Annotated in this window: 31 protein-coding genes and 1 tRNA gene; 8 read left to right on the top strand and 24 right to left on the bottom strand. The window is 60.4% G+C overall.

Annotated features, from left to right (window positions below; genetic code table 11):
• Window positions 1-40 precede the first annotated feature (40 nt).
• The 3 genes from ACERI1_RS15090 (at window position 41) to ACERI1_RS15080 (ending at window position 2,249) form a co-directional block, all read left to right on the top strand.
• The gene (locus tag ACERI1_RS15090) at window positions 41-1,249 is read left to right on the top strand and encodes a hypothetical protein (protein WP_373619233.1); all 1,209 of its coding nucleotides are present in this window, start codon (window positions 41-43) and stop codon (window positions 1,247-1,249) included.
• 164 nt (window positions 1,250-1,413) lie between these two features.
• A complete protein-coding gene (locus tag ACERI1_RS15085) occupies window positions 1,414-1,773 on the top strand; it encodes a hypothetical protein (protein ID WP_373619232.1) in 360 nt (119 codons plus the stop codon).
• 209 nt (window positions 1,774-1,982) lie between these two features.
• Window positions 1,983-2,249 carry a HalOD1 output domain-containing protein gene (locus ACERI1_RS15080; RefSeq protein WP_373619230.1) on the top strand — a complete coding sequence of 89 codons (267 nt, stop codon included), beginning with the start codon at window positions 1,983-1,985 and terminating at the stop codon, window positions 2,247-2,249.
• 764 nt (window positions 2,250-3,013) lie between these two features.
• Here the strand turns inward: ACERI1_RS15080 and ACERI1_RS15075 are convergent.
• The 4 genes from ACERI1_RS15075 to ACERI1_RS15060 all read right to left on the bottom strand — a co-directional run bounded on the left by ACERI1_RS15075 (window position 3,014) and on the right by ACERI1_RS15060 (window position 5,833).
• Window positions 3,014-3,084 (bottom strand) — tRNA-Pro (locus ACERI1_RS15075).
• 165 nt (window positions 3,085-3,249) lie between these two features.
• On the bottom strand, window positions 3,250-4,158 hold the full coding sequence (locus ACERI1_RS15070; RefSeq protein WP_373619229.1) for an RNA-guided pseudouridylation complex pseudouridine synthase subunit Cbf5: 909 nt from the start codon (window positions 4,156-4,158) through the stop codon (window positions 3,250-3,252).
• Window positions 4,158-4,733, bottom strand: a complete 576-nt coding sequence (cmk, locus tag ACERI1_RS15065) for a (d)CMP kinase (protein WP_373619228.1) — start codon at window positions 4,731-4,733, stop codon at window positions 4,158-4,160. Before cmk ends, ACERI1_RS15070 begins: the two co-directional genes overlap by 1 nt.
• A gap of 134 nt (window positions 4,734-4,867) precedes the next feature.
• Window positions 4,868-5,833, bottom strand: coding sequence for a DUF106 domain-containing protein (locus ACERI1_RS15060; protein ID WP_373619227.1), 966 nt, complete (start codon window positions 5,831-5,833; stop codon window positions 4,868-4,870).
• A gap of 293 nt (window positions 5,834-6,126) precedes the next feature.
• On the opposite strand from ACERI1_RS15060, the gene ACERI1_RS15055 reads away from it, so the two are divergent.
• Window positions 6,127-7,833 (top strand): hypothetical protein, encoded by a 1,707-nt coding sequence (locus tag ACERI1_RS15055; protein WP_373619225.1) that lies wholly within the window; start codon window positions 6,127-6,129, stop codon window positions 7,831-7,833.
• Window positions 7,834-7,837: 4 nt separating this feature from the next.
• Here the strand turns inward: ACERI1_RS15055 and ACERI1_RS15050 are convergent, their stop codons facing one another.
• Window positions 7,838-8,473 carry an adenylate kinase gene (locus ACERI1_RS15050; protein WP_373619224.1) on the bottom strand — a complete coding sequence of 212 codons (636 nt, stop codon included), beginning with the start codon at window positions 8,471-8,473 and terminating at the stop codon, window positions 7,838-7,840.
• Between the two features lie 58 nt (window positions 8,474-8,531).
• On the opposite strand from ACERI1_RS15050, the gene ACERI1_RS15045 reads away from it, so the two are divergent.
• Window positions 8,532-8,954 (top strand): hypothetical protein, encoded by a 423-nt coding sequence (locus ACERI1_RS15045; protein WP_373619223.1) that lies wholly within the window; start codon window positions 8,532-8,534, stop codon window positions 8,952-8,954.
• Window positions 8,955-9,321: 367 nt separating this feature from the next.
• Here the strand turns inward: ACERI1_RS15045 and ACERI1_RS15040 are convergent, their stop codons facing one another.
• On the bottom strand, window positions 9,322-9,585 hold the full coding sequence (locus ACERI1_RS15040; RefSeq protein WP_138781942.1) for a cytochrome C oxidase subunit IV family protein: 264 nt from the start codon (window positions 9,583-9,585) through the stop codon (window positions 9,322-9,324).
• A gap of 135 nt (window positions 9,586-9,720) precedes the next feature.
• Here ACERI1_RS15040 and ACERI1_RS15035 point away from each other — a divergent pair, with 135 nt between their 5' ends.
• Together ACERI1_RS15035 and ACERI1_RS15030 are read left to right on the top strand one after the other, a co-directional pair.
• On the top strand, window positions 9,721-11,124 hold the full coding sequence (locus tag ACERI1_RS15035; protein WP_373619221.1) for a hypothetical protein: 1,404 nt from the start codon (window positions 9,721-9,723) through the stop codon (window positions 11,122-11,124).
• 126 nt (window positions 11,125-11,250) lie between these two features.
• Entirely contained in the window at window positions 11,251-11,538 is a 288-nt protein-coding gene (locus tag ACERI1_RS15030; RefSeq protein ID WP_373619220.1) for a hypothetical protein, read from the top strand.
• Window positions 11,539-11,884: 346 nt separating this feature from the next.
• Here the strand turns inward: ACERI1_RS15030 and ACERI1_RS15025 are convergent, their stop codons facing one another.
• Both ACERI1_RS15025 and coxB read right to left on the bottom strand, forming a co-directional pair.
• A complete protein-coding gene (locus ACERI1_RS15025; protein WP_373619218.1) occupies window positions 11,885-14,377 on the bottom strand; it encodes a cbb3-type cytochrome c oxidase subunit I in 2,493 nt (830 codons plus the stop codon).
• Window positions 14,377-15,372 (bottom strand): cytochrome c oxidase subunit II, encoded by a 996-nt coding sequence (coxB, locus tag ACERI1_RS15020; RefSeq protein ID WP_373619216.1) that lies wholly within the window; start codon window positions 15,370-15,372, stop codon window positions 14,377-14,379. Before coxB ends, ACERI1_RS15025 begins: the two co-directional genes overlap by 1 nt.
• An 842-nt stretch (window positions 15,373-16,214) precedes the next feature.
• On the opposite strand from coxB, the gene ACERI1_RS15015 reads away from it, so the two are divergent.
• The gene (locus ACERI1_RS15015) at window positions 16,215-16,376 is read left to right on the top strand and encodes a hypothetical protein (RefSeq protein ID WP_373619214.1); all 162 of its coding nucleotides are present in this window, start codon (window positions 16,215-16,217) and stop codon (window positions 16,374-16,376) included.
• A 295-nt stretch (window positions 16,377-16,671) separates the two neighbouring features.
• Here ACERI1_RS15015 and secY read toward each other — a convergent pair whose 3' ends face one another.
• Genes secY through ACERI1_RS14935 form a run of 16 tightly spaced genes read right to left on the bottom strand, consistent with a single transcriptional unit; the run spans window position 16,672 to window position 25,432 of the window.
• On the bottom strand, window positions 16,672-18,132 hold the full coding sequence (gene secY, locus ACERI1_RS15010; RefSeq protein WP_373619212.1) for a preprotein translocase subunit SecY: 1,461 nt from the start codon (window positions 18,130-18,132) through the stop codon (window positions 16,672-16,674).
• A 2-nt stretch (window positions 18,133-18,134) separates the two neighbouring features.
• Entirely contained in the window at window positions 18,135-18,629 is a 495-nt protein-coding gene (locus tag ACERI1_RS15005) for an uL15m family ribosomal protein (protein ID WP_373619211.1), read from the bottom strand.
• Between the two features lie 2 nt (window positions 18,630-18,631).
• Window positions 18,632-19,099, bottom strand: a complete 468-nt coding sequence (locus ACERI1_RS15000) for a 50S ribosomal protein L30 (protein WP_373619209.1) — start codon at window positions 19,097-19,099, stop codon at window positions 18,632-18,634.
• The gene (locus tag ACERI1_RS14995) at window positions 19,096-19,752 is read right to left on the bottom strand and encodes a 30S ribosomal protein S5 (RefSeq protein WP_138781950.1); all 657 of its coding nucleotides are present in this window, start codon (window positions 19,750-19,752) and stop codon (window positions 19,096-19,098) included. Before ACERI1_RS14995 ends, ACERI1_RS15000 begins: the two co-directional genes overlap by 4 nt.
• Window positions 19,749-20,297: a 50S ribosomal protein L18 gene (locus ACERI1_RS14990; RefSeq protein ID WP_008011529.1), complete on the bottom strand. Its 549-nt coding sequence runs from the start codon at window positions 20,295-20,297 to the stop codon at window positions 19,749-19,751. The genes ACERI1_RS14995 and ACERI1_RS14990 overlap by 4 nt, the downstream gene beginning before the upstream one ends.
• Entirely contained in the window at window positions 20,297-20,746 is a 450-nt protein-coding gene (locus tag ACERI1_RS14985; protein ID WP_373619208.1) for a 50S ribosomal protein L19e, read from the bottom strand. Before ACERI1_RS14985 ends, ACERI1_RS14990 begins: the two co-directional genes overlap by 1 nt.
• Window positions 20,739-21,458, bottom strand: coding sequence for a 50S ribosomal protein L32e (locus ACERI1_RS14980; RefSeq protein WP_373619206.1), 720 nt, complete (start codon window positions 21,456-21,458; stop codon window positions 20,739-20,741). Before ACERI1_RS14980 ends, ACERI1_RS14985 begins: the two co-directional genes overlap by 8 nt.
• A 3-nt stretch (window positions 21,459-21,461) precedes the next feature.
• A complete protein-coding gene (locus ACERI1_RS14975; protein ID WP_373619204.1) occupies window positions 21,462-21,995 on the bottom strand; it encodes a 50S ribosomal protein L6 in 534 nt (177 codons plus the stop codon).
• Window positions 21,996-21,997: 2 nt separating this feature from the next.
• Window positions 21,998-22,390, bottom strand: coding sequence for a 30S ribosomal protein S8 (locus ACERI1_RS14970; RefSeq protein ID WP_006180007.1), 393 nt, complete (start codon window positions 22,388-22,390; stop codon window positions 21,998-22,000).
• A 1-nt stretch (window position 22,391) separates the two neighbouring features.
• Window positions 22,392-22,574 (bottom strand): 30S ribosomal protein S14, encoded by a 183-nt coding sequence (locus tag ACERI1_RS14965; protein ID WP_008011519.1) that lies wholly within the window; start codon window positions 22,572-22,574, stop codon window positions 22,392-22,394.
• Window positions 22,567-23,106 carry a 50S ribosomal protein L5 gene (locus ACERI1_RS14960; protein WP_373619203.1) on the bottom strand — a complete coding sequence of 180 codons (540 nt, stop codon included), beginning with the start codon at window positions 23,104-23,106 and terminating at the stop codon, window positions 22,567-22,569. The genes ACERI1_RS14965 and ACERI1_RS14960 overlap by 8 nt, the downstream gene beginning before the upstream one ends.
• Window positions 23,103-23,801 carry a 30S ribosomal protein S4e gene (locus tag ACERI1_RS14955; RefSeq protein WP_373619201.1) on the bottom strand — a complete coding sequence of 233 codons (699 nt, stop codon included), beginning with the start codon at window positions 23,799-23,801 and terminating at the stop codon, window positions 23,103-23,105. The genes ACERI1_RS14960 and ACERI1_RS14955 overlap by 4 nt, the downstream gene beginning before the upstream one ends.
• Window positions 23,798-24,154 carry a 50S ribosomal protein L24 gene (rplX, locus tag ACERI1_RS14950; protein WP_373619200.1) on the bottom strand — a complete coding sequence of 119 codons (357 nt, stop codon included), beginning with the start codon at window positions 24,152-24,154 and terminating at the stop codon, window positions 23,798-23,800. The genes ACERI1_RS14955 and rplX overlap by 4 nt, the downstream gene beginning before the upstream one ends.
• 2 nt (window positions 24,155-24,156) lie before the next feature.
• Window positions 24,157-24,555 (bottom strand): 50S ribosomal protein L14, encoded by a 399-nt coding sequence (locus tag ACERI1_RS14945; protein ID WP_049953233.1) that lies wholly within the window; start codon window positions 24,553-24,555, stop codon window positions 24,157-24,159.
• Entirely contained in the window at window positions 24,555-24,992 is a 438-nt protein-coding gene (locus ACERI1_RS14940) for a 30S ribosomal protein S17 (RefSeq protein WP_373619198.1), read from the bottom strand. Before ACERI1_RS14940 ends, ACERI1_RS14945 begins: the two co-directional genes overlap by 1 nt.
• Window positions 24,983-25,432 carry a ribonuclease P protein component 1 gene (locus ACERI1_RS14935; RefSeq protein ID WP_373619197.1) on the bottom strand — a complete coding sequence of 150 codons (450 nt, stop codon included), beginning with the start codon at window positions 25,430-25,432 and terminating at the stop codon, window positions 24,983-24,985. Before ACERI1_RS14935 ends, ACERI1_RS14940 begins: the two co-directional genes overlap by 10 nt.
• Window positions 25,433-25,436 lie beyond the last annotated feature (4 nt).

The following is a 25,436-nucleotide window of genomic DNA, read 5'->3' as shown; positions in this document are numbered from 1 at the left end:
ACAGAATTTTAATTTGTCTCCTGGACATGACATTCAGGAAATGCGGTCACCGCGTCTCCTCGTCGGTCTCGTGCTCACCGTCGGGCTGTTGACGGCGGGGGTCCTCGCCGGAACGACGGTCGTCGACCCCGACGACGACGGGGAACCGGTGGTGGTGGAACTGCGCGACGGGACGGCTCCGTTCGACGCCGACACCGATGATGACGGGCTGGCCGACGGTGCGGAAACGCGACACGGGACGGATCCGACCGTCGCTGATACGGACGGCGACGGCCTCAACGACGGCGACGAAGTGGACCGCGGAACGGATCCACTCGAGGCCGATACCGATGGCGACGGCCTCGATGACGCGATGGAAGTCCACGAGCACGGGACCGACCCGCTGACGGCTGATTCCGACGGCGACGGAATAGCCGATCGTGTCGAACTCGAGACGTACGGAACCAACCCCACCGACCCGGATACGGACGGCGACGGTCTCACGGACGGTGCGGAAGTCCACGAGCACGGGACCGATCCGAGCGCGGCTGACACCGACGACGACGGGCTGGACGATGGCCCGGAAGTCCACGAGCACGGGACTGATCCGACCGTCGCCGATACGGACGGGGACGGGCTCTCGGACGGTGCGGAGGTCCACCGCCAGGACCTCTTTCCCGACGCCGATCCGCTCAGTACCGACGTGTACGTCGAGGTTGATCGCATGGAGAGAGTCGCCTTCGAACGTGCCGAACTCGAGCGACTCGTCACGGAATTCGACGACGCGCCGCTTACAAACCCGGATGGCTCGTCCGGCATAAATCTTCACGTCGTTTCCAGCGAGACGATCCCGTGGGAGCCGTCGACCGATGTCGGCGATCTGTCCGTGTATCGATCGCGGTATTTCGACCGGGCAGGCCAGGGGTATCACTACCTGGTCATCGTCGAGGACGTCGCCGGCGATACGATGCATGGAAACGTCATCGGCAAGGCCGGCCTCGGAACGATGATGGTCGAATCGCAACCGGGCCGCGACCACACTGGCACGACTGTCATGCACGAACTGGGTCACTCACTCGGGCTGTCGAACGCCGACTTCGAGGGAATCGACTCCACACGATACAGCTTCCGGCGGTACCCGAGCGTCATGAATTACAACGCACCACGAGACTACTACGGATTCTCCTCGGGGACCGGGTACGACGACTGGGAGTTCCTCGAGAACCACATGGTCACACCGGCTACGTCGTTCGTCACGGTGGACGGATAGCAACGATACCCCGACACCGGTGTGGCCCCCGTCTTGTCGTCTCGACGCTGAATTTCTCCCTCGAACGGTTCTCGCGAGTCAATATCGCACCGGAGCACCCCCGTACGGAGCCGACTGCCACTGTAACCGAAGGAAAGAAGCCGACTGCAACGACTCGATGTCCCATGGAGAGCGATCGGAGGTCGGTTCTCAGCGCCGTCAGCGCGGGGACAGTGGCGTTACTGGCGGGCTGTTCCGCAAGCGGGAACGGGTTTGGCGGCGGCTTAACCGTCGATGATACAGTTGCGGAGACGACAGCGTTCGGAAACGTCGTCCTTACCGTCGCAGTCTCGAACACGAGCGGTTCGTCGAAAACCGGCACGCTGATCGGTCAGGTCGATATCTCCGGCGGCGACACCTACACCGAACGACGGGAAATTTCGGTCGACGGAGAAGGGGCGAACACGTACGAACTCGAGTTCGATATCGACATCTCCGACTCACTCAGCGCCAGCGAGTACGAGTACAGCGCTCGGATCGAGTAAGCCGTTCTCGAGCCAGATACGAGAATCGATGTGGCTTCCGAGATGGGCTGATTCGCCCTGCAATCACTTATTAACGCGAATATATTACTTGTAGTCATAAAACTCTGAATCATGCAACCATCCATGAACGATTGTTCAAAACGGATTGTCTGACGTGCGTCAGTGGAGGAACGGCTGAATTTATATGCCACTATCTGGCAGCAGCGATTGTGCAAACCACTCACTCAATTACCCTCACGGTTGTCGAGGAAATCGCTAACCGCGAAGAGATCCCACCGGAAGAGCTCCGACCACCGCTTCACGGCGTTATTGATACGGATGCACTCGACTCACTATTTCAGTCCGTTACTGGAGAGAAAGTCCCTACCACGGTCGAATTCACGTACAAAGATTACATCGTCTCGATCGACGAAACCGGCGACGTGGACGTGACCGTCCAGACGTCAGTCACAGATGCCGACAAAACTGTAGTGTGAATAATTCGGCGACCCGAAACTCGATTTTGATCTCTTACTCGGTAGCCAGAATGGCACTTTCAGTGTCGGCTCGTACGGTCTGCTGTCATGGATCCCGGCGCACCCGCATGGCAGGTCGGGGGTCGCCGGCACCCACTCACAGGAGTCCTATCAGAGAGTCGCTGTTCGCGTCGATAGGAAGTCTGTGACCTCTCGGCGTCGCCCAACCCGCGACGGCGTCGCGCTTGTAAGTGTTGTTCCCCGAACAAATGTCCGTAGACTTGGTTCTGCAACCTCTGAACGGTAGATGCGACGAGTAGCAGGAACGTGAGCGATAACAACAGTTATTGTAGTAGCTGTCCACGATGTCTGTGATGAGAGAGACTGAGACGGAGAAGGAACGAAAACTCGGTATCTGTGAACGCTGCGGAAAAGCAGGCGTCGTCTGGGTAGCGCCAGACGGGACAGTGTGGCCGGTAAGTGGACATAACGTCTGTCCCTGTAGTGATGCCTCGTTTCGTACGGTCGATGACGACGCTCCGTCTCGAAGCCAACCGTGACGACACGGTCAACACGACTGAGACTCGTTTCACAACAGCACTAGTGCGAATTGTATGTGAACAGCAGACAGTATTACGCCCGTCTCAGGAATACGAGCGACCACGAGTTGATCGCTGTGAGAAGATGACCGTGTAACGGTCACAGCGAAGTTGGTCGCTGCTGCCATTTTTGCTGCCCACACGCACAGCAGTCACGTCGCTCTCTCGCTCGTTGCGTCGTGAAAATGGGACCGCCGAGAATTGAACTCGGGTCCTACGGACCCCATCCGCAGAGGATACCACTACCCCACGGTCCCGTACTTGGATCGATGGTCGTCTGCCGTTTAAGGGTGTCGTTTCACGAGAGGTGTGTCACCCGGTTTCGAACCGACTGCCGGCCTCATACGGACTCCCGTCAGTCATGTCCGGTGGGACCGCGACCGCCCTCCGGTCGGGCCGGCCACTCGTGACAGCAGACCGTATCAGACCAGCACGCGCTCGAGGTCGACGACGAGGCCGCTATCAGCGTCCGGCGAGCCGACCAACTCGCCGAGACACACTGCCGCACCGTTTGGCGTATAGCAGGCCACGAGCGATCCATGCTCGATGTCGTCGTCGGCCTCGATGACGCCCGGCGCGTAGACCGGCGCACCGTTTGCCACCTCGCGGGCCGCGCTTTCGGCGATCACGACGCTGGGGATCCCCTCGAGGATCCGTTCGGCGGGGTCGACGACCTCGTACAGGGGGTCGGGGTCGTCGTCCTCGAGCCAGAACGCCAGCGCATCGAGGAAGTCGTGAGCGTTGTGGAGCGTCTGGTCGTCGAACGGCTCCGTCAGCGTCCGGCGGAGGTGGCCCATGTGAGCGCCGGTTCCAAGTGCCAGCCCCAGATCGTGACAGAGCTTGCGGACGTAGGTCCCGCTCTCACAGCGGATCCGCAAGAGGAGGCGCCGCTCTTCGGCCTCGAGGACTTCGAGATCGTAAATCTCGCGCACACGCAGGCGACGGGACACGGCACTCTTGCGCGGGGGCTTCTGGTAGATCGGCCCCTCGAACTCGGCGACGACCGATTCGGCGTCAGCCGGCACCGGCGCGTGACACTCGAGGACGGCGACGTACTCCTTGGCCCCCTCGAGGAAGACCGGCGCGAGACGGGTCGCATCGCCGAGCATGATCGGGAGACACCCGGTCACCTTGGGATCGAGCGTCCCCGCGTGGGCGGCGCGGTCGATGGTGACGTCGGCACCGCGGTCGGCGAGCGTCTCGTCGACGGCGTCGCGCAGCCAGCCGCTGACCTGGTGTGAGGACGGCCCTGGCGGCTTGTCGAGGTTGACGACGCCGAAGGTGAGCAGCTCGGCAGGGGACCGTTCCTCGGGTGGACCACGAAGCGACATTAGAACTCGTAGTCGGTGTCGACTGGTGTTTTCCCTTCGTCGCCGTCGGCGTCGTAGCGTTCGACCGCGGTGACGAGCATATCGAGGACGGCGTCAGGCTCCCAGCGAGCCGTGTTCACAGAGAGATCGTAGATCGTCAGATCACGGATGTTGATTCCGTAGTATTCCTCGTAGCGCTGTGCTTCGCTGGCCTCACGAGCCGTCGTTTCCTCGGTCGCACGGGCGGGATCTTTCCCTTCGCGTTCGGCGATCCGCTCGCCACGAACCTGTGGTGGCGCGTCCAGCCAGAAGCGGAAATCAGCCTGCTCGGCGGCCAGCCAGCCGGCGAGTCTGGACTCGAGTACTAGATCGTCTTCTTCGACGGCAATCTTGCGGAGCCGGCGGTCGAGATCGCGATCGATCTCGTCGTTTTCCTCGGCGAGTTTGTTGAACTCGAGGGGGGTGTAGCCGCGTTCGTCGGCCAGTTCCCGGAAGATGTCACCGCCGCTGACGTGGTCGAGCTCGAAGGCGTCGGCGAGCAACTCGGCAGTCGTGCTCTTCCCGCTGCCCGGCGGGCCGGAGACGGTGAGTAACATAATCGATCTGCGAGCGGACGGGTAAAATGGGTTTTGAATCCACGAGCACGACGGTGATAGCGGTCACACACGACAGCTTCCAAGCGATCGAACCGACGACACGTCGCGGTGGTCGAGCCGAACCGCCGGCGCAGTCAGGCGCCCGTCGGCGACATGTCGATGTTCAGTGACTTGCGCAGCAGTTGCGAGAAGCCCATCGAGCACAGGAAGTACCAGACGATCCAGGCCGGCATCGGTCCGACCAGACCAGCCTGCCAGTTGGTCTCGCCGACGAGCGGCAAGATAGCAGTCGCTTCCGCGCCGCTGAGGCCGACCGACTGGATCTTCCAGTACATCCAGAGGAACAGCGGGATCGTCAACAGCATGATCCAGACCATCGGGCGGAACTGCTCTTTGAACATCCCGAGGTTGTCCGCCATGGCCTCCATCTGCTCTTCGCGGACCTGCTCGAGTTCGTTCTCGAGGCGTTCGATTTCGGCCTCGCTCGCGCCGCGTTCCTCGGCTTCTTTCTTGCGCTTGCGGAGGTCTTTTTGCTCCTTCTGGACGGCTTTCATCCGCTCTTGATATTTCCCCATGACCTCCGTGTTCATCAGGTTCGCCTGTAGCAGCGACGAGTACAGGCCAGTGATCAGTGCCACGGAGAGGATCACGGCATAGAAGGGCAACGCCGCATCGAGCGGTCCGAGGACGATATCGATCGTCCCGCCCACGACGTTCCGGATCGAATCGAACCAGTACCCGGGCATCAACAGGAGCGCACCGATACCGGCTATCTTGTCCCACTGCGACCAGCTCGACTCCTCATCGTCGATATCGACGTCGGCACTGGCCACGGCACCGCCACCGCCACCGTCACCGTTTCCATCGAGTGCCCGATCGTAGGCCTCGCGATCGGCGATCTCAAACCCCTCGTCGCCGTCGACTAATACGCCTTTCTCGATCAGCCGCCCCCACTGACCGCTCGTCAGCTCGTCGCTGACGTCGGCCCACTGGACCTCGCCGCCGTTCCTGTCGGCTGCCTCGCGGATCGCCTCGAGTGCATCCGCCATCGAGGAATCCTCACGGACGAGGGCGTCGATCTTCTCGGCTGTACGCGTCATCTGCTTGGTCTAGGGTACGTCCGATATACAAGTGTTTTTCTTCGGTAGTTCGCGTTCGACCCGTGTCGCGACTACGAGATAGGTTAGTTAGGAGATATTCGATCCCAGTGATTCGGCAACTGGATCGTCACGGTCGGCAGCCAGTCGCGGCATGCGAGGATAGCAGCGGCGATACATCGCAATATCGTTTCGACCGATAGTGATTGTTTGTACACCCGACATACAGCGGGGACGAACTGTCTAATCGGTCGAACAAGTTATTATAAGGATTCCCGAATTAGTTGACTGTATAAATGGGACCACGACGTAATGGCGGAGCCGTTCGTCCGTCGGACCGCGGACAAGCCGCACTGCTCGGGCTCGTGTTGCTGATCGGGATGGTCGCTGCCGTCAGCGTCGGGCTGTTGCTCGTTGGCGGCAACATGATGGACAACGCCGAACAACAGTCGAAAAACGAGCGGATCGAACAGTCGTTTATCGAATTGAGTCAACAGATGTCGACCGTCTCGGCAGACCAAGATGCGTCGCGAGCGATCACATTCGACGTCGCTGGCAGTGGTGCAGTCACACGAACTGCGTCGGGGAACATTGTAATCAAGAGAAGCAGTACTGAAATAGAGAATCTTACAATGGGATCGATTGAGTACGAGGGCGATGATGGCAGTATCGTCGCTTATCAGGCTGGCGCTGTCTGGCGCGAGACCGGTAATCAGACTCGTATGATATCGCAACCGTCGTTCTCCTACAATTCTGATGACCAGACACTCTGGTTGCCTGTGACTAAAATCACTGGCGATAAAGAACTTAGTTCAGGCGAAGTAACTATTGGCTATAAAAACACATCCAATTCAGGTCCACCTGAGCCGTTCGTCGAGAACGACACGGTCACACTCGAAATTACTAGTAAATACCATCGCGGTTGGAAGTTATATTTCGAAGATGAAGTAGAAGACGCAGCAGTTACCGAATATAACACTAGTGAAAACTATGTGAAAGTTGAGCTCGGAAGAACAGATATCGACGCAGCGTTCGATACTGGTGTCACAGTGTCAGGCACAATCGAGGACAATGGCGACCATATTGACGATGATGAAATAAATATTGTAGAGGGAATGACACAGATTGGTGGGTTGATTGGATCACTTGTCGAACAGGCGGATTCTAGTGATGACTGGAATGATAGTGTTAGTGCAATCAATGGTGGATATACGTATACGAAAGGCACGTACTTGGTTGATGAAATAGATGTTGACAATACTGCCACGTTTGATTTGCGTAACGGAAATGCGACTGTTGTCGTTGATGGTAATACCTCTGTGGATGGTACGCTCGAAGTCAAAAACTGGTCGACTGGGTCGGGTCCAGATCGTGCTCTGAAAATCTATACGACAGGTGATGTCGACGTTCGTGGGGATATGTGTGTTAGCCCCTGTGAGCCAAATGTTGATGTGAATGCTGCCCAACTGCAACTATATGGTACACCCCAAACTTCTGTTAGGATCGGACAATCGAACAGAGGTAGTAGTTCTGGAAGCGGAAGTTGGAACAGTAGAGTAGTAGCAGCCGCTAGCCCCGGTAATTCTGAAGACAATCCCGGTAATTCTGGGAATGAGGGCAGTACTGGCAGTTCAGGGAATGAGGGCAGTACTGGCAGTTCAGGGAATGAGAGCAGTACTGGCAGTTCAGGGAATGAGGGCAGTACTGGCAGTTCTGGAAACGGTGGTGCTTACTACGAAGGTGTGATTTACGCACCAAGCGATGAGGACTTCAGCGATACATCATGTGGGTATCAAGTCTGTATCGATTCGAATGCTGATTTTGACGGCTCTATCGTTTCGTCTTCACTGTGGACACAACATGGTGGTGGAAACATCGAATTCGAATATGACGAAAAACTCGAGGGATTCGAACCCAATATCTACCCTGAAGGGCCGGTATTTCCACCGGATATTACGTACCTGAACGTCGCCGTTCACGAACTCGAGGTAAAAAACACCTGATCAGTTACGCTGCGTCTTCGATCGTCGCCTTCACGTCCTCCCAGACCTCGTCGGGTGCCTGTTCACCGTCAACACGCTCTAAGTCACCCTGCTCGTCGTAATACTCGATGACCGGCTCGGTGTTCTCGTGGAAGACCGACAGTCGTTCGCGGACAGTTTCTTCGGTGTCGTCGTCGCGCTGGACGAGTCGTTCTTCGACTTCGGGGTCCTCCGGTGGGTTGTACTCGACGTGGTAGATGTCGCCCGTCTCGGGGTCCATCCGGCGGCCCGTCAGTCGGTGGACGAGTTCCTCTTCGCCGACCTCGAGGTAGAGTGCAAGGTCCAGATCGGTCATGCCCTCGAGTTCTTCGGCCTGCTCTAAGTTACGCGGATAGCCGTCGAGGACGAAGCCGTCGGCCTGAGTGAGTGCCTCGTCGACGATGGCGTTGACGACCTCGTCGGGGACGAGTTCGCCCTGATCCATGTATTCACCCGGCGTGTCGTACTCGGTGTCCATATCGGAGATGTCCATCTCCTTGTTGTTCCGAAGCGCGTCACCGGTGGTGATGTGGTCGACGTCGAACTCCTCGATGATCTTTGCACTCTGAGTCCCCTTCCCTGCCCCGGGTGCGCCCAGGATCAGAATTCGTGGCTGTGCCATATGGCACCGTTCATGCCCATCACATAAAGGCTTAAAGAATCGAGCACGTCTCTCTACTATGACTCGCTTCGATGCGTCTGCGCCCGCCGAACGACGGAAACTGTACGTCGACGCGATTACGGCACATCGCGAACGCGCAAGTGCCTTCCTGACGCTCGAGGCGGACGACACCGCCCACGACGACAGCGATGACTCGGACGCACAGTCCAGCGCGGAGCTGGGCGTGCCATGGGTCCAGTTCGGTGACGGAACGATCAATCTCGACTGCAGCGATGTAGAACTCGAGGCGCTGAAGGGGCTGCTCGAGGACTTTCCGGCGTTCAAAATCGACGACCTGACGCGACCCGACGACGCCGAGGGGACCAACGTTCGGATCAGCGCAAAGGCGGATCCAAACCGGATCGCCCAGTTTATCGACGACGTCTTTCTCGAGGTGTATGAACTCCCGTCGTCGGTTCGTATCTGGCTCGTCGACGTGTGAGCAACTGGGTGTCGTTCTATCGGAACAACTGGACCGAGTGACACACCGATCGCGGGATTAGTGTGTGTGATCAGGGATACTGACGATCAGTGACGACGATCGCTGAGGGAGCGTTGCTGAAGACGTCGACTGTGCTGTGAGTGTCTCGGCTGCAAACCGACGCTCGACGTATTCGACAGTCGCGTCTCCCGGCTATGCATCCCGGTCCGCTCGAGACGTGGCGCGATCGCTCGAACAGCGAGCGTCGCTTCCAGACATCGATCACCAAAACGTCGTGAGACGGCAGACGGCACACTCGTCGGTCAGTGAAATCGATAGACGAGGCGAGAATAGGCCAAGTACGGCAGTCACGTCGACGGCTGGGACGTTACTGGATCGAGTAGCCTGCTGCGAGGGTGAGCAGGACGACCATAAACGCCGCAACAGCCATCGTGTAGGTGACCGCCCGTGGCTCGTATTTGAGGTGCTGGAAGTACCCGGCGATCAGTCCGACCTTGATGGCTGCCAGCACCAGCGTGCCGCCTACTGCCATCGTGTAGGTGAAGAAGTCGAAGTGGAAGAAGACGAACTTCCCCGTAGCCAGCAGTACCAGTGCCACGTAAATCAATGCGTAGTTCCGAATACTCGCCATTGGTGGGGAATGTGGGGGACGGATACTTATAGCTTCCCCATACGATCGCTCGGGGACCACCCGTCACGAACGCGAGTCCGTCCACGGCCATACAGAAGCGACACGTAGATGCAACGCCGGTTCGAAGGGCCGGCAATGAGTAGACGTTCGGCTCTCGTTCGCCGAGCCAGTATCGGCGTCGTGTTCGCGCTCGTAATCCTTGCCGCGGGCACCGGTGTCGTCGCTGCGAGCATGACTGCCTCTGGACTCATGGGGGGGAGTAGCAATGTATCCATCCCAACATGGTTGTACCTCGCAACTGGCGGCGGTACCGTCGGCGCATCAGCACTGTTGACAATGCTCGTTACCGATCGCGACATGATCGGAACCTACCACGACCGAACGCTCGAAGCGACGACTGATCGCCTCCGTGTTGCGGGCTCGCGGCTGTTCGGTGTGATCGGTCTGCTCGGGCTCGCGATCATCCTCGTTGCCGGGTTCGTTGGTCCAGCTATCGGGCTGGTCAGCGTGACTGTGCTGGCAACGTTCGTCGGAGGACGGGCGCTGCTGACGATCTTTGCGTACACCGTCGGCAACCCGTGGCCGGCGCTCAACCCGTGGCGACGCATCGCTGCAGCGCTCCCCAACGACTTCGAAACGTACCCGCCAGCCTTTGGTTCCTGGCCCGCCGTCGTGGCGCTGTTGACGTTCATTTGGCTCGAGGTCGTCGCTCCCCTGACCACTTCGGCGACCGTGCTGGCGCTGATACTCGTCATGTATTCGCTGTTTACGATCTCGAGTGCGGTTATCTTCTCACCAGAGACGTGGTTCCGACGCGGTGATCCGCTTTCGCTGTGGTTTCGCCTCTACAGCGCCGTCGCGCCGATCCAGCGGACCGATGACGGGCTTGAGTTCCGTTATCCCGGGTCGAAACTGGGCGAAGACGACGTGATCACTGATACCTCGCTGGTGGCCTTCGTGCTCGCGCTGGTCTGGGAGCTGACCTACAGCGGGTTCATCGTCACGCCGGCTGGGGTTCGGACGGTCGAAGCTCTCGTCGGGCTTGGCGTGCCGCCAGTGCTGGTCTATCTGTTCTTGCTCGTTGGTGGCTTCGCTCTGTTCTGGAAGGTGTATTGGGGCGCAATCGACCGGACTCGTGAGCGGGCCGAGACGTATCTCTCCCGTGAGTACCTCGGACTCCGGTTTGCCGCACCGCTGCTCGCGATCGCGGCCGGCTACCACTTTGCCCACTACATCGGCTTTGCGATCGCGCTATGGCCAGCGCTCGTCGGCGCGCTCGCATCGCCGCTTTCTCCGCCGCCGAATCCGACCCAGTACGTGGTGCCGGGCTGGTTCGGGTACATCGAAATTGCCGGTATTCTGGTCGGCCACATCCTCGCGGTGTGGGTCTCACACACCGTCTCGTTCGAACTCTTCCCAGGGAAGCTTCAGGCGATCAGGAGCCAGTATCCCCTCATCGTCGTGATGATCTTTTTCACAATGGCAAGTCTCTATCTCGTCTCCCAAGGGACGATGAGTCCGCCGTACGTCCCGGGCTAAGGCAGACTCGATCTATAACCACGCCTCACGCCTCGACGGTCTCCCGTCACTGGTGCTGTCCACGTGTGCTTAACCAGCGTGTCGAACCGGCAAACACTTCCTCACACTCCAATAATAGTCGATCGAATGGCAACCGACCGAACGCTCGAGCGGGAGTACGAGGTGCCACCGGACGAAACGCCTGCTACAACCTGTCCGTACTGTGGACGACCGTTTCGATCCGAGCGATACGCGACGTTCCACATCGGTGTTGAGCACGACGAGGTCTGCTCCGACGACGAACACGAGGCATTCGAGGAGGAACTCGGCGACGAGGAGTACGAACTGTTCACGTTTCACTTCAAGGCAGCCGTCTCCGTGTTTCTGGTCTACTTCCTGTTTACGTTCATTTATGCGCTGGTCTGGTCCGGCTAGCCGGTAGCTGGCAGCCCTATTAGCCGTGTTGTCTCTGAGACGATCGAGACGCCTGTCGACGGTGCAGTTGCTGTTCTGGTCTGTCTCTCGTCGATTCGATGGCAATCACACGATCAGACACGGCACAGACTGTCGCCCGGTGTGAGTTCCCGATCAAATCGAGTTGAGACACTGCGTAGCGGCGACGGTGTCGGCCCCTGCTTATGACTCTGTGACGTCGGAGTCCAGTCAGGGACGGTCACGTCACAGTCACGGGAGCCGTCAAGCGGTGCTGTCGCTTCTGGCGTTGCGTTGTAGGGAAAAACACGGTGAGAGAACGAGAATCAGCCTGTGTAGCGGCGGGCCGCTACATCAGGTAGAACAGTGGGAACAAGAAGACCCACACGATGTCGACGAAGTGCCAGTAGAGCCCGAAGTACTCGACTGGCATATGATCCTCGAGATAGGCGTCGACGGTCACGACCCGGTAGATCATGAACCCGGCGATTAACAGCCCGAGGATGACGTGCAGTGCGTGTAGACCGGTCGTCACGAAGTAGATCGAGTACTCGAGACCACTGAACCAGTAGTGGCCGTCAGCGAACTTGCTGGTGTACTCGAAGGCCTTGACGCCCATGAACACGAAGCCAAGCAGGACCGTCGTGGTGAGCGCACCGAGTAGCCCTTTCTTGTTCCCGCGTTCTGCCATCACGTGTGCGATGACGACCGCGAAACTCGAGGTCAACAGGACGTAGGTGTTGAACAGTCCTGCTTCGGTGATGGAAGCGAGATGCCAGTTGTTCCAGCCCATGTTGAGGCGCATGAAGACGAACGCGCCGATCGCCGCACCGAAGACGACGACGTCCGATGCCAGGAAGAACCAGACACCCAGCTTCTCGTTGTTGATGCCGCCGAACGGCCAGCGCTCGGCGACTTCCATCTCAGGTGCGGTGAACTGCTCACGACCGAACTGGAACAGCGTGATCCCGAGCAGGACGATCCCGAGCCCGGTCAGGGCTGGGTAGACGACGCTCTTCGGCGGTGCCTCGGCCAGAGTTACGAAGTCACCGCTGTGGATGTTAGACTGGACGAAGTCGTAGACGTACGGCGTCATCCCGCTGAGGCCGAGGAAGAACGTGAACGTCGCGACACCGATGCCGAACGGCCAGATGCTGGCGTGATCGGCGTGTTCTTCCTCATGGGTCGCTGTTGCCGTGGCAGTCGCACCCTGTGCGATACCACCGTCGGTCGCGGTCGGCGTGTCGTCGACGAACTCGAGGCTGCCGCTGGCGTAGCTTGGCCGATCCGGCCAGTTCTCGAGCGGCGGGGGCGAGGGAATCGCCCATTCGGCGGTCCGCGAGTGCGCCCATGGGTTGTCGGGCGCGTCGGGACCCGAGATGAAACTCTTTGCGAGCGTCACGAACACGAGCAGGAAGCCAAGCCCGAGGACGAACGCGCCGGCAGTTGCGAGCTGGTGGTAGAGCTGTGCGCTTTCGTTGTAGTGGAAGATACGTCGGGGCGTCTCCCAGGTAAGGAACATCGGGAAGTACAGCAGGTTAAAGCCGAAGAAGTACACGGCGAAGCTGAGCTTCCCGAGTCGTTCGGAGTACATCTTCCCGGAGATCTTTGGCCACCAGTAGTAGAGGCCGCCGATCAGCGCGGTGACACCGGAGACCATCACGTAGTGGAAGTGCGCGACGACCCAGTAGGTGCCACGGAACTCGTAGTCGAGCACGACGGCACCCAGGAAGACGCCGGTGATCCCGCCGAGGATGAACAACAGGAGTGCACCCAGCGAGAACAGGAACGGCGTCGTAAACCGAATGCGACCCTTGATCATGGTGTAGATCATCGCGAACACCATCAGGTCGAAGGGCAGCGAGATCCCGATCGTCGTCGCCATGAACAGCGTCTTGATCGGGAGGTTGATCGTCGACAGGAACATGTGGTGCATCCAGACGAGGAACGACTGGACCGCAACGAGAACCATCGCGATCATGACCCACTTGCGGCCGACCAGTCGCCGTCCAGTGAACGTCTGGAACGTCTCGAAGAGGACACCGAGCGCGGGGAAGTAGACGATGTACACCTCTGGGTGACCGAAGAACCAGAAGATGTGCGCCCACAGCAGGCTCGAGCCCTCGTTCGTTGCGAAGTACTGCGTGAGGAACAGTCGGTCGATCGACTGCAGCATCACTGCCGCGAGCAGCGCGGCGAATGCGAACAGCATCATCCAGGCCGTCAGTAGCCACGACCAGGAGAACATCGGCAGGTTCCACATCCCCATGCCTTCGGCACGGGAACGGTGCATCGTCGTCAGGAAGTTAACCGTCCCGATCGTGACCGAGAAGGTAAACAGGACGACGCCGAGAATCGCGGCGTTACCACCTGCCGTTGCTTCCATGACCGACGTGTACATGGGCACGTTCAGCGGGGCGTACATCGTCCAGCCGCCGGAGAACGACCCGCCCTGGAAGAACGAGATGATGAACAGGATCCCCGAGAACAGGTAGAACCAGTAACTCAGGGCGTTCAGTCGTGGGAACGCGAGGTCTTTCGCCCCGATCTGAAGCGGGACGAAGTAGTTCGCGAAGCCGGATGCGATCGGTGAGAGGAACCAGAAGACCATTATCAGTCCATGGCCCGTCACCGACTGGTAGTACTGATCGTTCGTCAGCAGCGTCTCGCCACCGAGCATCAGGCCACCCGATTCCCACAGGTGGGCCCGGAACAGCAGCGCGAGGACGCCGCCGAAGATCAGGAAGAACAGCGACGTCGCGAGGTACAGAATCCCGACGTCCTTGTGGTTGGTCGTTACCAACCACCGCTTGACCGACCGCATCGGCGGAAGATCACTCATCAGGCGTCACCTCCGTCGTTCGTATCGCTTGCAGTAGCATCACTTTCCGTTGCGTTCATCTCGAGCGTGTAGGTCTCGCTGACCGGACCGGTCATGTCGAACTGCTCTTCGACAGTATCGAACTGACCGTCGGTCGACGTGATCGTCACGTTGTAGACACCACCCTGCTCGACATCGTCGATCGTGATCGTTCCGTTCTCGTCGAAGTCATCGGCGGTGTACGTTTGCTCAAAGTCCCCTTCCTGGCTCTCGAGTGTCATCTCGTAGCCGTCCGTCACGGGGGACTCGTTGCCGTCGACCATCTCGAACTCCATCGTCAGCTGGTCGTCCATCCATGCTTCGTACTCGTCAGGTTCCATGACCTGAAGCGTCCCAACCATCGAGGTGTGGAACTCGCCACAGAGTTCGAAACACTTGATGTTGTACTCGCCGGGTTCGTCAGCCTCGAACCAGCTCTCGTCAACTTCGCCCGGGATCGCGTCGGCTTTTACCCGTTGCTCGGGTATGCCGAACGTATGCCAGACGTCGCCTGACGTCACCTCGAGGAAGACCCGTTGGTCAGCCGGGACGCGAAGCGTCGCCGTCGATTCGATCCCGTTGTCGTACCCGAATGACCACGAGAAACTATCTCCGACCACATCGACGTTCAGTGCTTCTTCTTGCGGGTTACTACCGTCAGTGGGATTTTCGACGTACAACAGCATCGTGTACGTCCAGATCACCAGCGAAATGACGATGACGGCACTGATGCCGAACGAGAGGAATAGCTTCTTTCCGCCCTTTCCACCTGTCGGTAACTCTCCGAGCGACGGTCGATCCTTGTCTTCGCCGGCCCCGCCGGTATCACGATACTTGTACGCGTTGTACAAGGTGTACGCGACCACGACGATGCCAACGAGCGTCCCGAGTCCGAGGAATACCATGAAGATACTCTCGAACACGTCGACGCGGGTCCGCTGCATCGGGGCAATGAGTGCGCTGTAGATTGTATTCATCTCTTTTGAAGGCCAGTTATATGTCGGACGATGGTTGCTGGGGGCACTTATCTATTTGGAAACCGCCCGGATGACTCTGCGTTGTCTGTCGAACCGCATCCGACGGCTTGACTGTGATTCATCCGGTTTCTGTCACCCCTCATCAGGCATCCGTTGTCGTCGATGACCTTTTGTCTATCGTTAGCTCGCCCAGATACAATGTGGATACCAATAAATAATGTTATACTGCTGTCGGTCTGCGCTCCGATAGTAACAACTCGTCGAAGGAGACACACCACTGCCACGGCTGGTAGTAAAGTACCACGGGTCGGGTGACCCGTGGCGTTCGCGGTTGGCCAGCGTCCAGAAACGGACGATGGCCCCTACGATGCTTTAATTCCCCTCGCGCTCACCGTAGGGCTTGCGTGGAACCAGTAGCACCCGAACACATTCACCACAACGATTCACGCCCGGTAATAGGGGTGCTATCACCGCCGACGCGAGTGTGACTTATCTGGACGGAGTATTCCGCCCCGTCACCAGCACAAGGCTGGTGTCCGTGAGGGCTGGCCGCTTTACTCGGCCCGACACTGCCCATCTCACCACGTCTTACCATGTTTCAGTGCGTGGGTTTTGAGAGGCTGTTACCGTAGGTCCCTCCCTGATTCAACGACGTACCGTAAAATAAAACTGTAGATTGTGGCGGGAAGCATACGCGATTCACCCACGGGTCAGGTGACCCGTGGAACTCTCGCTGTACTCTTTTAGACACCACCTCGACCTGCTCGAGACCCCCGCTTGCGAGTGGCTCCATGCATGTGCATCCGGTAACGGTTTTCCTCGGGCAATCAGACAGGGAAGACATGCCATTCCAGCCGCCGGTTGAGTGTCCGATCTGCCGAGACACGCTCGCACTCGACCGAACCCTCGAGGAGCATCTCGTCGGTTCACACACGCCACTCGAAGTCGCCCGCCAGCTCGCAACCGTCCGCGAGCGGAGCGGACTGCAGCGGATTTCTGAGTGAACAGTGGTCGGTGTCGAGTACCTCGAGCAACAGTCAGTGACGACCGCGGTCGCAGAGCTCGACGCCGGGTATCGACCGCTCGCGTCCGATCGGTGTGAATCGTATTGTTCGACAGTCGGACAGTTCTGGCGTGTGGCGTGTCTCGTCACGCGCTCGATCGTTTGTGAGCGTCTCCGTCGATGGCACGTCAAGCGAGCCAATGTCGCAAGGGTGACCGCGTCGAAACAGTATCGATGGAGCGCAGCCGCTCACGTTTGAAAGAACAAAATGAAAGACAGCAAAGACGAGAACGAGGTTACTCGTTGCCGAACATCTGGCGCATCATCGGGTGCATCTCCATGAGCTGCTCTTCGGCGATCTCCTCGTAGAGCTTGTACGTGATGGAGACAGCCAGCAGCAGCCCCGTTCCGGAGACGGACCCGATGGTACCAAGCATGTTCGCCCAGACGGCCAGCAGGCCGACCAGCGCGCCACCGATAACAGTCACCTGCGGAATGTACCGCTCCATGACCTTCTCGATGACGCCGACGTTCTGTCGGAAGCCGGGAATCTGCATCCCGGAGTTCTGAATCTGTTTTGCCGTCGATTCGGGACCCATGTCCGTCGTCTCGACCCAGAAGATGGCGAAGATCGCGCCACCGACGACCATGAACGTGACGTCGATGCCGATCCGGATCATCACTTGCCACCACTCCTGGGAGACGCTTGCCGTCCACCACATCCAGTCCTGTGGCGAGTAGATCGGCGAGACGTAGTAGAAGAACCCGCCGTCGGGCTGGCCTCCCGAATAGGAGCCCAGCCAGGCTGGCATTCCGGCCCACTGCCGGTTGAGGATCTGGCCCATGAACTGGACGTTCGCCTGCACTGCACGAACGAGGATCATCGGCAGGACGCTCGCGTAGATGAGCTTTACGGGGAAGCGACCGCGTGCGCCTTTGACCCGTGCGTGGCTCAGCGGGATCTCGACGCGGACCGACTCCGCGTAGACGACGATCCCGAAGATCAGCAGCGTCGTCAGCAACGCGATGATGTGCCCGTCGCCGATCAACAGTGTTTGCAGACCGGCACCCGAGACGAGCGAGCCGACTTCGACCTGCCCGGTCAGAATGCGGTACCAGTCGAAGAAGAACCCGCCAGTCGTGGGCTGGATGAGTCCAGCGACCAATCGCTGGCTCACGCCGGCGATGATGAACAGGCCGATCCCGCTACCGACACCCCACTTGCTGACGACCTCGTCCATATAGAGGATGAGGACCCCGCCAACGAAGATCTGGGCGAAGATGAGCAACTGGACCTGCGTCTGTTCGAGGGCAAGTCCACCGAGTTGCAGCGATGGCTGGGCTGGCAGGAAGCCGCCGGCGAACACCATCGGGAGCGCAGTCAACGCAACCATCACGACGACCAGCAGCTTCTGAAGGCCCTGGTAGAGGACCTGATCACGCGGATCGTCCGTATCGAGCCCGAGCAGGTTCGCACCGCCGAGCAACTGCAAGACGATGCTCGCGGTGACGATCGGTCCGATACCGACCTGGAGCACCGACCCCTGGGAGCCCGCGAGGATCGCGCGGAACTGCCCAAAGAGGTCGCCCCCCTGGCCCGTCTGCACGCCGAGCAGCGTGATGTTCGTCAGGAAGAAATACAACATGAGGATCCCGGCCGTCCACATCAGCTTCTCTTTGAAGGGGACGTGCCCTTCCGGACGGCGTACTGCTGGCATCCTCGTCAGGACCGGTTCAGCGGCTTCCTTCCATCCCATAGTTATTCCTCGTCCTGTTCGGCGTCGGCCTCAGCGTCCTCGGCGGCTCGTTCCTCGCCGCGCTCGGAGAGGACCGCCTCACCGCCGGCGGCCTCGAGTTTCTCCTCGGCTGCGTCCGAGAAGGCGTCCGCGGTAACCGTCAGCTGGTTGCGGACCTGTCCCGAGCCGAGGACCTTGACGACGTCGGCCTCGTGGCCGTCCTCGACGATGTCGCGAGCGTCGAGTTCGTAGCCGTCGCCGGTCTCTTCAGCGAGATCGTCCGCGACGTAGAGGATTGCGTCCTCGTCGAGCTTCTGGACGTCGATCTCGAGGACCTCCTCGCGGATGTCCTGCGGACGCTTGAATCCGTGTTTGCCCTTCGGTTCGTAGTTGTGGAACTCGTGTTTGCTCCGCCCGGCACGGCCGCGGCCACCGCGGTGGCCCGCACCACGTCGGTTCTTGTGGGTGCCGCCGCTGTGGGTCCGCGAGCCGCGCTGGCGTCGTTTTTTGCTCGTCATGGTTATCGCATCGATTCTAGGAGGTCGTTAATCTCTCCTGTTGTATGCTTTCCGAGTTGGCCGCCTTCGGCCGTCGGTTTCTTGATACCTTCGTGACCGCCACGTGGCGGGTGGAGTCGAAGCGTCGGCGACAGCCCTTCGTCGCGCAGCGTCGTCTCCTCGGCGAGCAGCGCCTCGGCCAGCGCACCGAAGTCGTCGTAGTCGGTGTTGTCGGCGAGCCACTCCTCGTCGACGTCTGCCTGCTTGCCCTCGAGGGGCTCGGCACGCTTTACAAGCAGCGTCTCGAGCACGTCGGCGTTGGGTTCGCCGTGGGCAACGTAGTCGTTGACCTTGGCGACCATCCCGTTGTACGCGTCGGTCTCGGGGACGAGTGCACAGTGGTTGACGCTGTGGATGTTGAGCATCTCCAGGGTGTCCTGGACGTCTTCCTGTCGGTTGACTTCGCCGCGAACCTGGACGATCGCTTTCATTGATCGGCCACCTCGCGTTCCTCACCGCGGTTCCGGCGTGGCTGGCGCGACTGCGAGGCGTTCTCGAGTGCGTTGAACGTCGCCTTCGCCAGGTTGACCGTCGTCCGGGTGTTGCCGTGGCTCTTGGTCCAGGCGTTTTCGATGCCGGCCAGTTCGAGGACGTGACGGACGGTGTCACTGGCGGCCAGTCCCAGCCCTTCAGGGGCAGGGATGACCTCGACTTCGACGGAGCCGGCCTTGCCGGTCGTCCGTCGGGTCAGCGAGTGAGGCCGGTCCGAGCGGTCCTCCCAGGAGCCCGAGCCGCGGGGCACCTTGATCATGTTCAGTTTCGCGATACCGATCGCCTTCTGGATGGCAGACCCGACCTGGTCGTCTCGACCCTCGGCGTAGCCGACGAAGCCGTCGCGGTTGCCGACGGCGACGACGCAACGGAACTTCACGCGTCGTCCGGAGTCGGTCATCCGCTGGACCATGTTGATGTCCAGTACCTCGTCTTCCAGTCCGGGAAGGAGCTGGTCGACGAGTTCGGGTTCCTTCAGCGGGAGGCCCGAGTTGAGGGCGGTCTCCATGTCCTCGATCTCGCCCTCCTGAACCATCCGGCCGAGACGGGTGACGGGCTGCCAACCGCCGTCGTTGTAGTCGTTTGCGCTCATTCGAGAATCGCCTCTCGTACCTCGTCGAAGTGTTCTGGAAGCTCGGTTGCGTCGAAGTCACCGCTGTACAGCGGCTCGTCGAGCTGTTCGGCGTACTCGGCGATGTGCTCGCCGCGGGTGCGCGACCAGTCTGCGAGTACGCTGTCGTTGTGCGGAATCTCGAGGCCGGCATCGATCGCGCCCTCCTGTACCGCGAACACCTTGTTGCCGGGCGTGGCCGTGTTGAGGCCGATGTCGAGGACTGCCTCCTCGAGACCGGCTTCGACGGCCCGTGTGCCGGCCAGCAGGCCGGTCAGGTACGCCGCGGAAATGTTGCTCGTGGGTGCTTCCCAGCCGTACTCCGCCAGATCGCTCGAGTGTGCGCTTGCGAGCGTCTCGTCTCCCTGAGGTCCGGGAGTGATCAGCTGCGCCGTAGTGTGCTTGTTGCTCTTGCGAGCGACGAGGCGGGGCTTACCCGATTTCAGCAGGCGCAACCTCTGGTGGTAGTCCGTCCGGACCTCACGGCGACGCCGCATCGGCACTTTGTATCGTGGTCCTGTCGCCATTATTGGTCACCGTAGTTGTCGTCGATATAGTTCAACAGGTACCGGACGCTACGGAACTCCCCACCGCCAGCCTTCTTGTAAAGCTCGCGGTACTGCGTGGGCGTCAGCTCGCCCTTGTCGCGGAGTTCGCGCAGTTTCCGTCGCTGTGCGCGGATCTTGCTCTGCCATTCTTCTTTCTCGTTCTGGCGTGCGCCCTTCTTGCCGCGGCGCTTACCGTGGCCCTTCTGGTGGCCGTAGGCACGCTTTGCGTTGCGCTCGCGGGCGCGACCGCGGGAGTTGCCCGAGGCATCGTCGGCCTGAATGCGACCGTCGTCGACGAGTTCACGGATTTCGTCGCGAGTGATCGCTTCGGCGATGTCAGCTTGGGCTTCGGGGTCGAGCCAGACGCGGTTCTCGCCGACGTCCAAAACGTCGGCTGCCAGTCGCTTCTGTGCGGAGAGATCAGTCATCTGCTTCCACCTCGACTTCCTCGTAGGTCGGGTTCAGAACGCGGACGCCCTGTTCCTCGGCTTCCTCTTCGATCCGTTCGCGCTTGCGTGCACCAACGGCGGAAGCGATCCGGACCGCCTCTCGAGAGCCGTCGACACCCTCGAGGTCGTCGAGGTTCTCGACGTAGACTTCCTCGAAGCCGCTGGGGTGTTTGCCCCGGACGGCTTTCGGCGTGCGGAAGCCAGCCTGGACCGTCGGGCCCTTGCCCTTGACACCGCGGCGCTGCTTCGAGAGCGTGCCGCGGGGTCGGCGCCAGGATTCCGGCGTCCGCTTTTTCTTGTGGTAGTCCTGTCGGTTGAACTGCGGTTTCCCTTCGCTCTTCCGTCGGTTGAGGAGTCGCTCCTCGTCCTCGGAGAGGTCGGGCGTCTTCTCGGTCAGCCCGCGGGGCTGCAGTTCAGTCTCGACTTCTTCTTCCGGCTCGGCTTCTTCCTCGACACCCTCGTCTTCGATCTCAGCCTCGGTCTCCTCGGTGACCTCGAGGTCACCGACGTCGGCTTTGATACGGGCGGCGAGTGCGTTGCCGATGCCGTCGGCCTCGGCCAGGCCATCCTGGTCGGCCTCCTTGACGTCCTCGATGGACTCGAAGCCGGCATCGCGCAGGGCTTCAGCCTTGCTCGAGCCGACGCCGCTGATGTCCTCGAGTTCCTGTGGTTCGGATTGGTCGTCTGCCATCTATCAGACACCTCCTTTGGCGGGTTTGTTGGTGATGTAGACCCCGTCCTGGAAGACACGGGTGTCCTTGCCGCTGACTTTCGTCAGCTGCTCGATGTCGGCCGCTGTCTGTCCGACGTCTTCCTTGTCGGGGCCGGACAGGACGAGTTGCTCGTCGTCGACGGTGACATCGGTCTCACCGTGGATAGTCGTGCGTCGCGGTGCCTTTTCGCCGAGGAAGTTCTCGATGACGACCTCGTCGCCTTCCACGCGGACCTGCATCGGGAAGTGAGAGTAGAAGACTTCCATCTCGTACTCCCAGCCCTCGGTCACGCCGTGGACGGCGTTGGTGATGTGACTCTCGAAAGTGCCGACGGTCGAGTTCGTCTTCGCGTCCTCGGCGTCGCTTTCGATGACCACCTGGTCGTCGTCGACTGCAACGGTCACGTCGGGGTACCAGAGACGGCGGGTAACGCTGCCTTCGGGACCTTCGACGGACACGTCGAATCGATCGACCTCGACGGTTACGTCTTCGGGGATTTCCAGTTCGACTCGCATGGTTAGTAGACGTATGCGATCACCTGGCCCCCAATACCCTGCTCGCGTGCCTCGTAGTGGCTCATGATGCCACTGCTCGTCGTGACGACGAGCGCACCGAAGTCTCGAGCGGGGAGATAGCGCTTCTCCCACTTCTCGAAGTCCTCAGCGCCAACGGCATAGCGGGGCTTGATGGGGCCGCATTCGTTGATCGCTCCTTTCAGTTCAACCTCGAACTGACCGGCTTTGCCGTCATCGACGTACTCGAAGCCGTCGATGTACCCGCGGTCGTAGAAGACCTCGAGTACGCTGCCGATCTCGTTCGAGGCGGGCGTTACCTCGTGGGTGAGATGACCCACACTCTCGGCGTTGTCGAGTCCCGAGAGCGCGTTGCTGAGTGGATCGTTTCCAGTCATATTATCGATACTTCTTGAATCCCATGTCGCGGGCGATCTCGCGGAAGCACTGTCGGCACAGGTTGATATCGTACTTGCCGACGAGTCCCTGCTCGCGGCCACAGCGCTGACAGGACTCGATCTGTCCCGTCCGCTTTGCGGCGTGCTCGCCCGTCTGGTCGTTTTCGGTTTCGCTTTCACTCATCGTCTGGGCCCTCCACGCTGACGTCGAAGTTCGCTTCGAGGAACGTGATGGCGTCCTCGTGGGTCAGTCGGTGGCTCGAGGGGATCGAACGGGTCGCCTTGTCTCGCTTGGCGATACGGTAGCCGGGACGCACCAGGTTGACGGTGACGTCCAGCCCGTAGATCCCGACGTTCGGATCGTACTCCTGGCTCGGGAAGTCGGTGTGTTCCTCGACACCGAAGCTGAAGTTGCCGGTGTCGTCGAACTGCGTCGCGGAGATGTCCGCGAGCGGCAGCGCTTTCTCGAGGAACGCGTGGGCGTCGTCGTCACGAAGGGTGACCTTCGTGCCGATCGGGTCGCCCTGGCGAATCCCGAAGTCGGGTTCGGTCTTTTTCGCCTGGGTCCGGACGCTCTGTTGGCCCGTGACTTCCTCGATGATGTCCTCGGCCTTGCCGAGTTCGCGGCCACCCTGGCCGACGCCCATGTGGACGACGACTTTTTCGACGCGCGGCTCGCGCATCTCGTGGAACTCGCCTGCGTCAGCTTCGCTCATTCGTCATCACCCGTGAAGTTCTCGTCGATGACGACGACGTACTCTTCGACCGTCTCGAAGCCACCGTCGTCCGTCGAGACGCCGACGGTGTTCGAGCCACTGCCGGGGGTGATGTCGATCGCGTCGACTTCGCCGATCTTGCCGCCGTGGTTGCCACGAACGGCCGTCACGAGCGCGCCCTCCTCGTAGGGGAAGTGGGCGACGATCGACTTGTCGTCGTTGTCGACGACGATCGAGTCGCGTGCGTTGTACTCGTCATCGTCGACGAGGACGTTCGTCCCGTCGTGCAGCGTCAGCTGCGTCTGGCCGCCGGGGACCTGCTGTTTGCCCTCGATCTTGCCGAGACGGCTCTCCGCAGCGTCCTCGTCGATCGCGGTCAGTGCGAGTCGACCGCCCTCGTCGGGGAAGACGCGGTAGTACTCCCCGCGTGCGGGGAAGGCGACGATGTCGAACATGCCGATCGGGCGCTGTTCGTCGTTGATCGCATCCCCGTTGACGAGGATCGCATCCTCCGAGAGAGCGTATCGCGCTTCCTTGCGCGAGTCCACGTAGCCGAGCACGTCCCGCAGGAGGACGACGAGCGGCACGCCGTCTTGGCCGTGCGGGCCGGCACCGGCTTTCACCGTGAAGGTCTCGGTCTTTCGCTCGACCGGCCAGGATTTCGGTACCGATAGTCGCTTCTGGTGTTTCGTCATTCGTTATCACCTTCGAGTCGCGCCTCGCGACGCTCGTCCTCGAGGTCGAGGTCCGTGATACGGACGTTCGACGGGTCGAGCGGTCGAGGCACTTCCTCGCCGTCGGCCGTCTCGATGGTGACGTCCTCGACGTGGATCGTGCCGTCCTCGAGGATCGCACGGATGACCTCGCCTTCGTCGCCGGCGTGGTCGCCACGCATGACCTCGACGGTGTCGCCCGCGTTGACGCGGGTGCGTCGAGTGTCGTACTCCTCGCGAAGCTCGTCGGACAGCGTCGCGTGCAGCTGCTTCTGTCGCTTGTGCAGCGGCGCGTTTCGCGTCTGCGTTCGCTGTTTGTGTGGTTGTTCAGTCATATCTATACGATCATCGTCGCCGTGCTGGCGATTGCTCCGAAGCGTTCTGCGACTTCGCGGGCGATCGGCCCCTTGATCTCCGTACCGCGGGGCTCTTCGTTCTCGTCGATGATGACTGCCGCGTTGTCCTCGAACTTGAGTCGGGTGCCGTCGGGCCGGCGGATCGACTTCCGCTGGCGGACGACGACGGCCTCGAGGACCTGGCGGCGCATCTCGGGGGTACCCTTCGTGACCGAGACGGTCACTTTGTCACCGATTCCCGCCTTCGGCTGGCGGCTCTTGGTGCCGTGGTAGCCCGAGACGCTGATGATCTTCAGCTCACGTGCGCCGGTGTTGTCGGCACACGTGACCAGCGAGCCCTTCTTCAGGCCCTGGGTGACGTCGGCTTTCATTGCCTCCATCACTGATCACCCTCGTCTTCGGCTGCGGCGAGGTCTTCCGCCGAAAGCTCCGGCTCAGGCTCGGCCTGACCGGTCAGCTCGGCAACATCTGCCGCAGTCGCTTCTTCGGTTACTTCGACGACCACGTGCGATTTCGTCTTCGACAGTGGTCGGGTCTCTGCGATCTTGACCGTGTCACCGACCGAGAGCGGCTCGAGCACGCCCGGTACGTGAGCCGGGATGCGCGAGCGTCGTTTCATCTGGCGGTCGTACTTCGGGACCGCCACATCGTACTCTCGCTCGACGACTACGGTCTTGTCCATGTCCGTCGAGACGACGGTGCCTTCGAGGACCTGGCCTCGAACGGCGAGGTCGCCGTAGAACGGACACTTCTCGTAGTCGTATTCCTCCGGGTTTTCTGGTTCCGGAGGGGTTTCAACGTCTAGTCCTATTGCCATGGTGAGTCACCATTCGTTTCCGTGCGTCGGGCGGGTCGTGAGAGCAGCCGCGATCCATCGACCGTAACGTAGGCCACATCCTCGCCAGCGCCGTCCACCGGTGTGGATTGCTCCACCCCAGCAGGTTGAGTGTCGGCCAGTTTGGACGCAGTCCCCGACTCCTTTGCGGATTCCCGGACCTCGTCCGGGAAGACGTCGAGGTCCCCTCGACGATAGTCGGCGGCGTCATCTGTGATCGCGAACTCGAACGTCGAGCCCGACTTTGGCACCATCACCACCCGTGACTCGCCGTCCGTTCGAACTTCTATCGAGAGGGTATTGGTCGTCTCGATGACGACCCGTCCCTCCAGACCGACCCGCGAGGCGTCGTCGCTTTCGACGACGCGGACGGGCAGTCCGTTGAGTTCGTGTCGCGGCAGCGTCTCGGGTGTCAGTGCCATTGTT

The organism is Natrinema sp. HArc-T2 (assembly GCF_041821085.1).
Lineage (GTDB): Archaea > Halobacteriota > Halobacteria > Halobacteriales > Natrialbaceae > Natrinema.
This window is presented reverse-complemented; position numbering and strand designations above follow the sequence as displayed.

Bases quoted from the DNA above. Each gene is read 5' to 3' on its own strand.
- ACERI1_RS15090 (WP_373619233.1), top strand. From the start codon at position 41: ATGCGGTCACCGCGTCTCCTCGTCGGTCTCGTGCTCACCGTCGGGCTG.
- ACERI1_RS15015 (WP_373619214.1), top strand. From the start codon at position 16,215: ATGCCATTCCAGCCGCCGGTTGAGTGTCCGATCTGCCGAGACACGCTC.
- ACERI1_RS14975 (WP_373619204.1), bottom strand. From the start codon at position 21,995: ATGCGAGTCGAACTGGAAATCCCCGAAGACGTAACCGTCGAGGTCGAT.
- ACERI1_RS14940 (WP_373619198.1), bottom strand. From the start codon at position 24,992: ATGGCAATAGGACTAGACGTTGAAACCCCTCCGGAACCAGAAAACCCG.
- ACERI1_RS14985 (WP_373619208.1), bottom strand. From the start codon at position 20,746: ATGACTGATCTCTCCGCACAGAAGCGACTGGCAGCCGACGTTTTGGAC.
- ACERI1_RS15045 (WP_373619223.1), top strand. From the start codon at position 8,532: ATGACTCGCTTCGATGCGTCTGCGCCCGCCGAACGACGGAAACTGTAC.
- ACERI1_RS14960 (WP_373619203.1), bottom strand. From the start codon at position 23,106: ATGAGCGAAGCTGACGCAGGCGAGTTCCACGAGATGCGCGAGCCGCGC.
- ACERI1_RS15060 (WP_373619227.1), bottom strand. From the start codon at position 5,833: ATGACGCGTACAGCCGAGAAGATCGACGCCCTCGTCCGTGAGGATTCC.
- rplX (WP_373619200.1), bottom strand. From the start codon at position 24,154: ATGACTGAACAACCACACAAACAGCGAACGCAGACGCGAAACGCGCCG.
- ACERI1_RS15025 (WP_373619218.1), bottom strand. From the start codon at position 14,377: ATGAGTGATCTTCCGCCGATGCGGTCGGTCAAGCGGTGGTTGGTAACG.
- ACERI1_RS14945 (WP_049953233.1), bottom strand. From the start codon at position 24,555: ATGGAGGCAATGAAAGCCGACGTCACCCAGGGCCTGAAGAAGGGCTCG.
- ACERI1_RS15035 (WP_373619221.1), top strand. From the start codon at position 9,721: ATGAGTAGACGTTCGGCTCTCGTTCGCCGAGCCAGTATCGGCGTCGTG.
- ACERI1_RS15000 (WP_373619209.1), bottom strand. From the start codon at position 19,099: ATGAAAGCGATCGTCCAGGTTCGCGGCGAAGTCAACCGACAGGAAGAC.
- ACERI1_RS14980 (WP_373619206.1), bottom strand. From the start codon at position 21,458: ATGGCAGACGACCAATCCGAACCACAGGAACTCGAGGACATCAGCGGC.
- ACERI1_RS14995 (WP_138781950.1), bottom strand. From the start codon at position 19,752: ATGAGCGCAAACGACTACAACGACGGCGGTTGGCAGCCCGTCACCCGT.
- secY (WP_373619212.1), bottom strand. From the start codon at position 18,132: ATGGGATGGAAGGAAGCCGCTGAACCGGTCCTGACGAGGATGCCAGCA.
- ACERI1_RS14965 (WP_008011519.1), bottom strand. From the start codon at position 22,574: ATGAGTGAAAGCGAAACCGAAAACGACCAGACGGGCGAGCACGCCGCA.
- ACERI1_RS14935 (WP_373619197.1), bottom strand. From the start codon at position 25,432: ATGGCACTGACACCCGAGACGCTGCCGCGACACGAACTCAACGGACTG.
- cmk (WP_373619228.1), bottom strand. From the start codon at position 4,733: ATGTTACTCACCGTCTCCGGCCCGCCGGGCAGCGGGAAGAGCACGACT.
- ACERI1_RS15085 (WP_373619232.1), top strand. From the start codon at position 1,414: ATGGAGAGCGATCGGAGGTCGGTTCTCAGCGCCGTCAGCGCGGGGACA.
- ACERI1_RS14970 (WP_006180007.1), bottom strand. From the start codon at position 22,390: ATGACTGGAAACGATCCACTCAGCAACGCGCTCTCGGGACTCGACAAC.
- coxB (WP_373619216.1), bottom strand. From the start codon at position 15,372: ATGAATACAATCTACAGCGCACTCATTGCCCCGATGCAGCGGACCCGC.
- ACERI1_RS15050 (WP_373619224.1), bottom strand. From the start codon at position 8,473: ATGGCACAGCCACGAATTCTGATCCTGGGCGCACCCGGGGCAGGGAAG.
- ACERI1_RS15030 (WP_373619220.1), top strand. From the start codon at position 11,251: ATGGCAACCGACCGAACGCTCGAGCGGGAGTACGAGGTGCCACCGGAC.
- ACERI1_RS15040 (WP_138781942.1), bottom strand. From the start codon at position 9,585: ATGGCGAGTATTCGGAACTACGCATTGATTTACGTGGCACTGGTACTG.
- ACERI1_RS15070 (WP_373619229.1), bottom strand. From the start codon at position 4,158: ATGTCGCTTCGTGGTCCACCCGAGGAACGGTCCCCTGCCGAGCTGCTC.
- ACERI1_RS15055 (WP_373619225.1), top strand. From the start codon at position 6,127: ATGGGACCACGACGTAATGGCGGAGCCGTTCGTCCGTCGGACCGCGGA.
- ACERI1_RS14990 (WP_008011529.1), bottom strand. From the start codon at position 20,297: ATGGCGACAGGACCACGATACAAAGTGCCGATGCGGCGTCGCCGTGAG.
- ACERI1_RS15005 (WP_373619211.1), bottom strand. From the start codon at position 18,629: ATGACGAGCAAAAAACGACGCCAGCGCGGCTCGCGGACCCACAGCGGC.
- ACERI1_RS14955 (WP_373619201.1), bottom strand. From the start codon at position 23,801: ATGACGAAACACCAGAAGCGACTATCGGTACCGAAATCCTGGCCGGTC.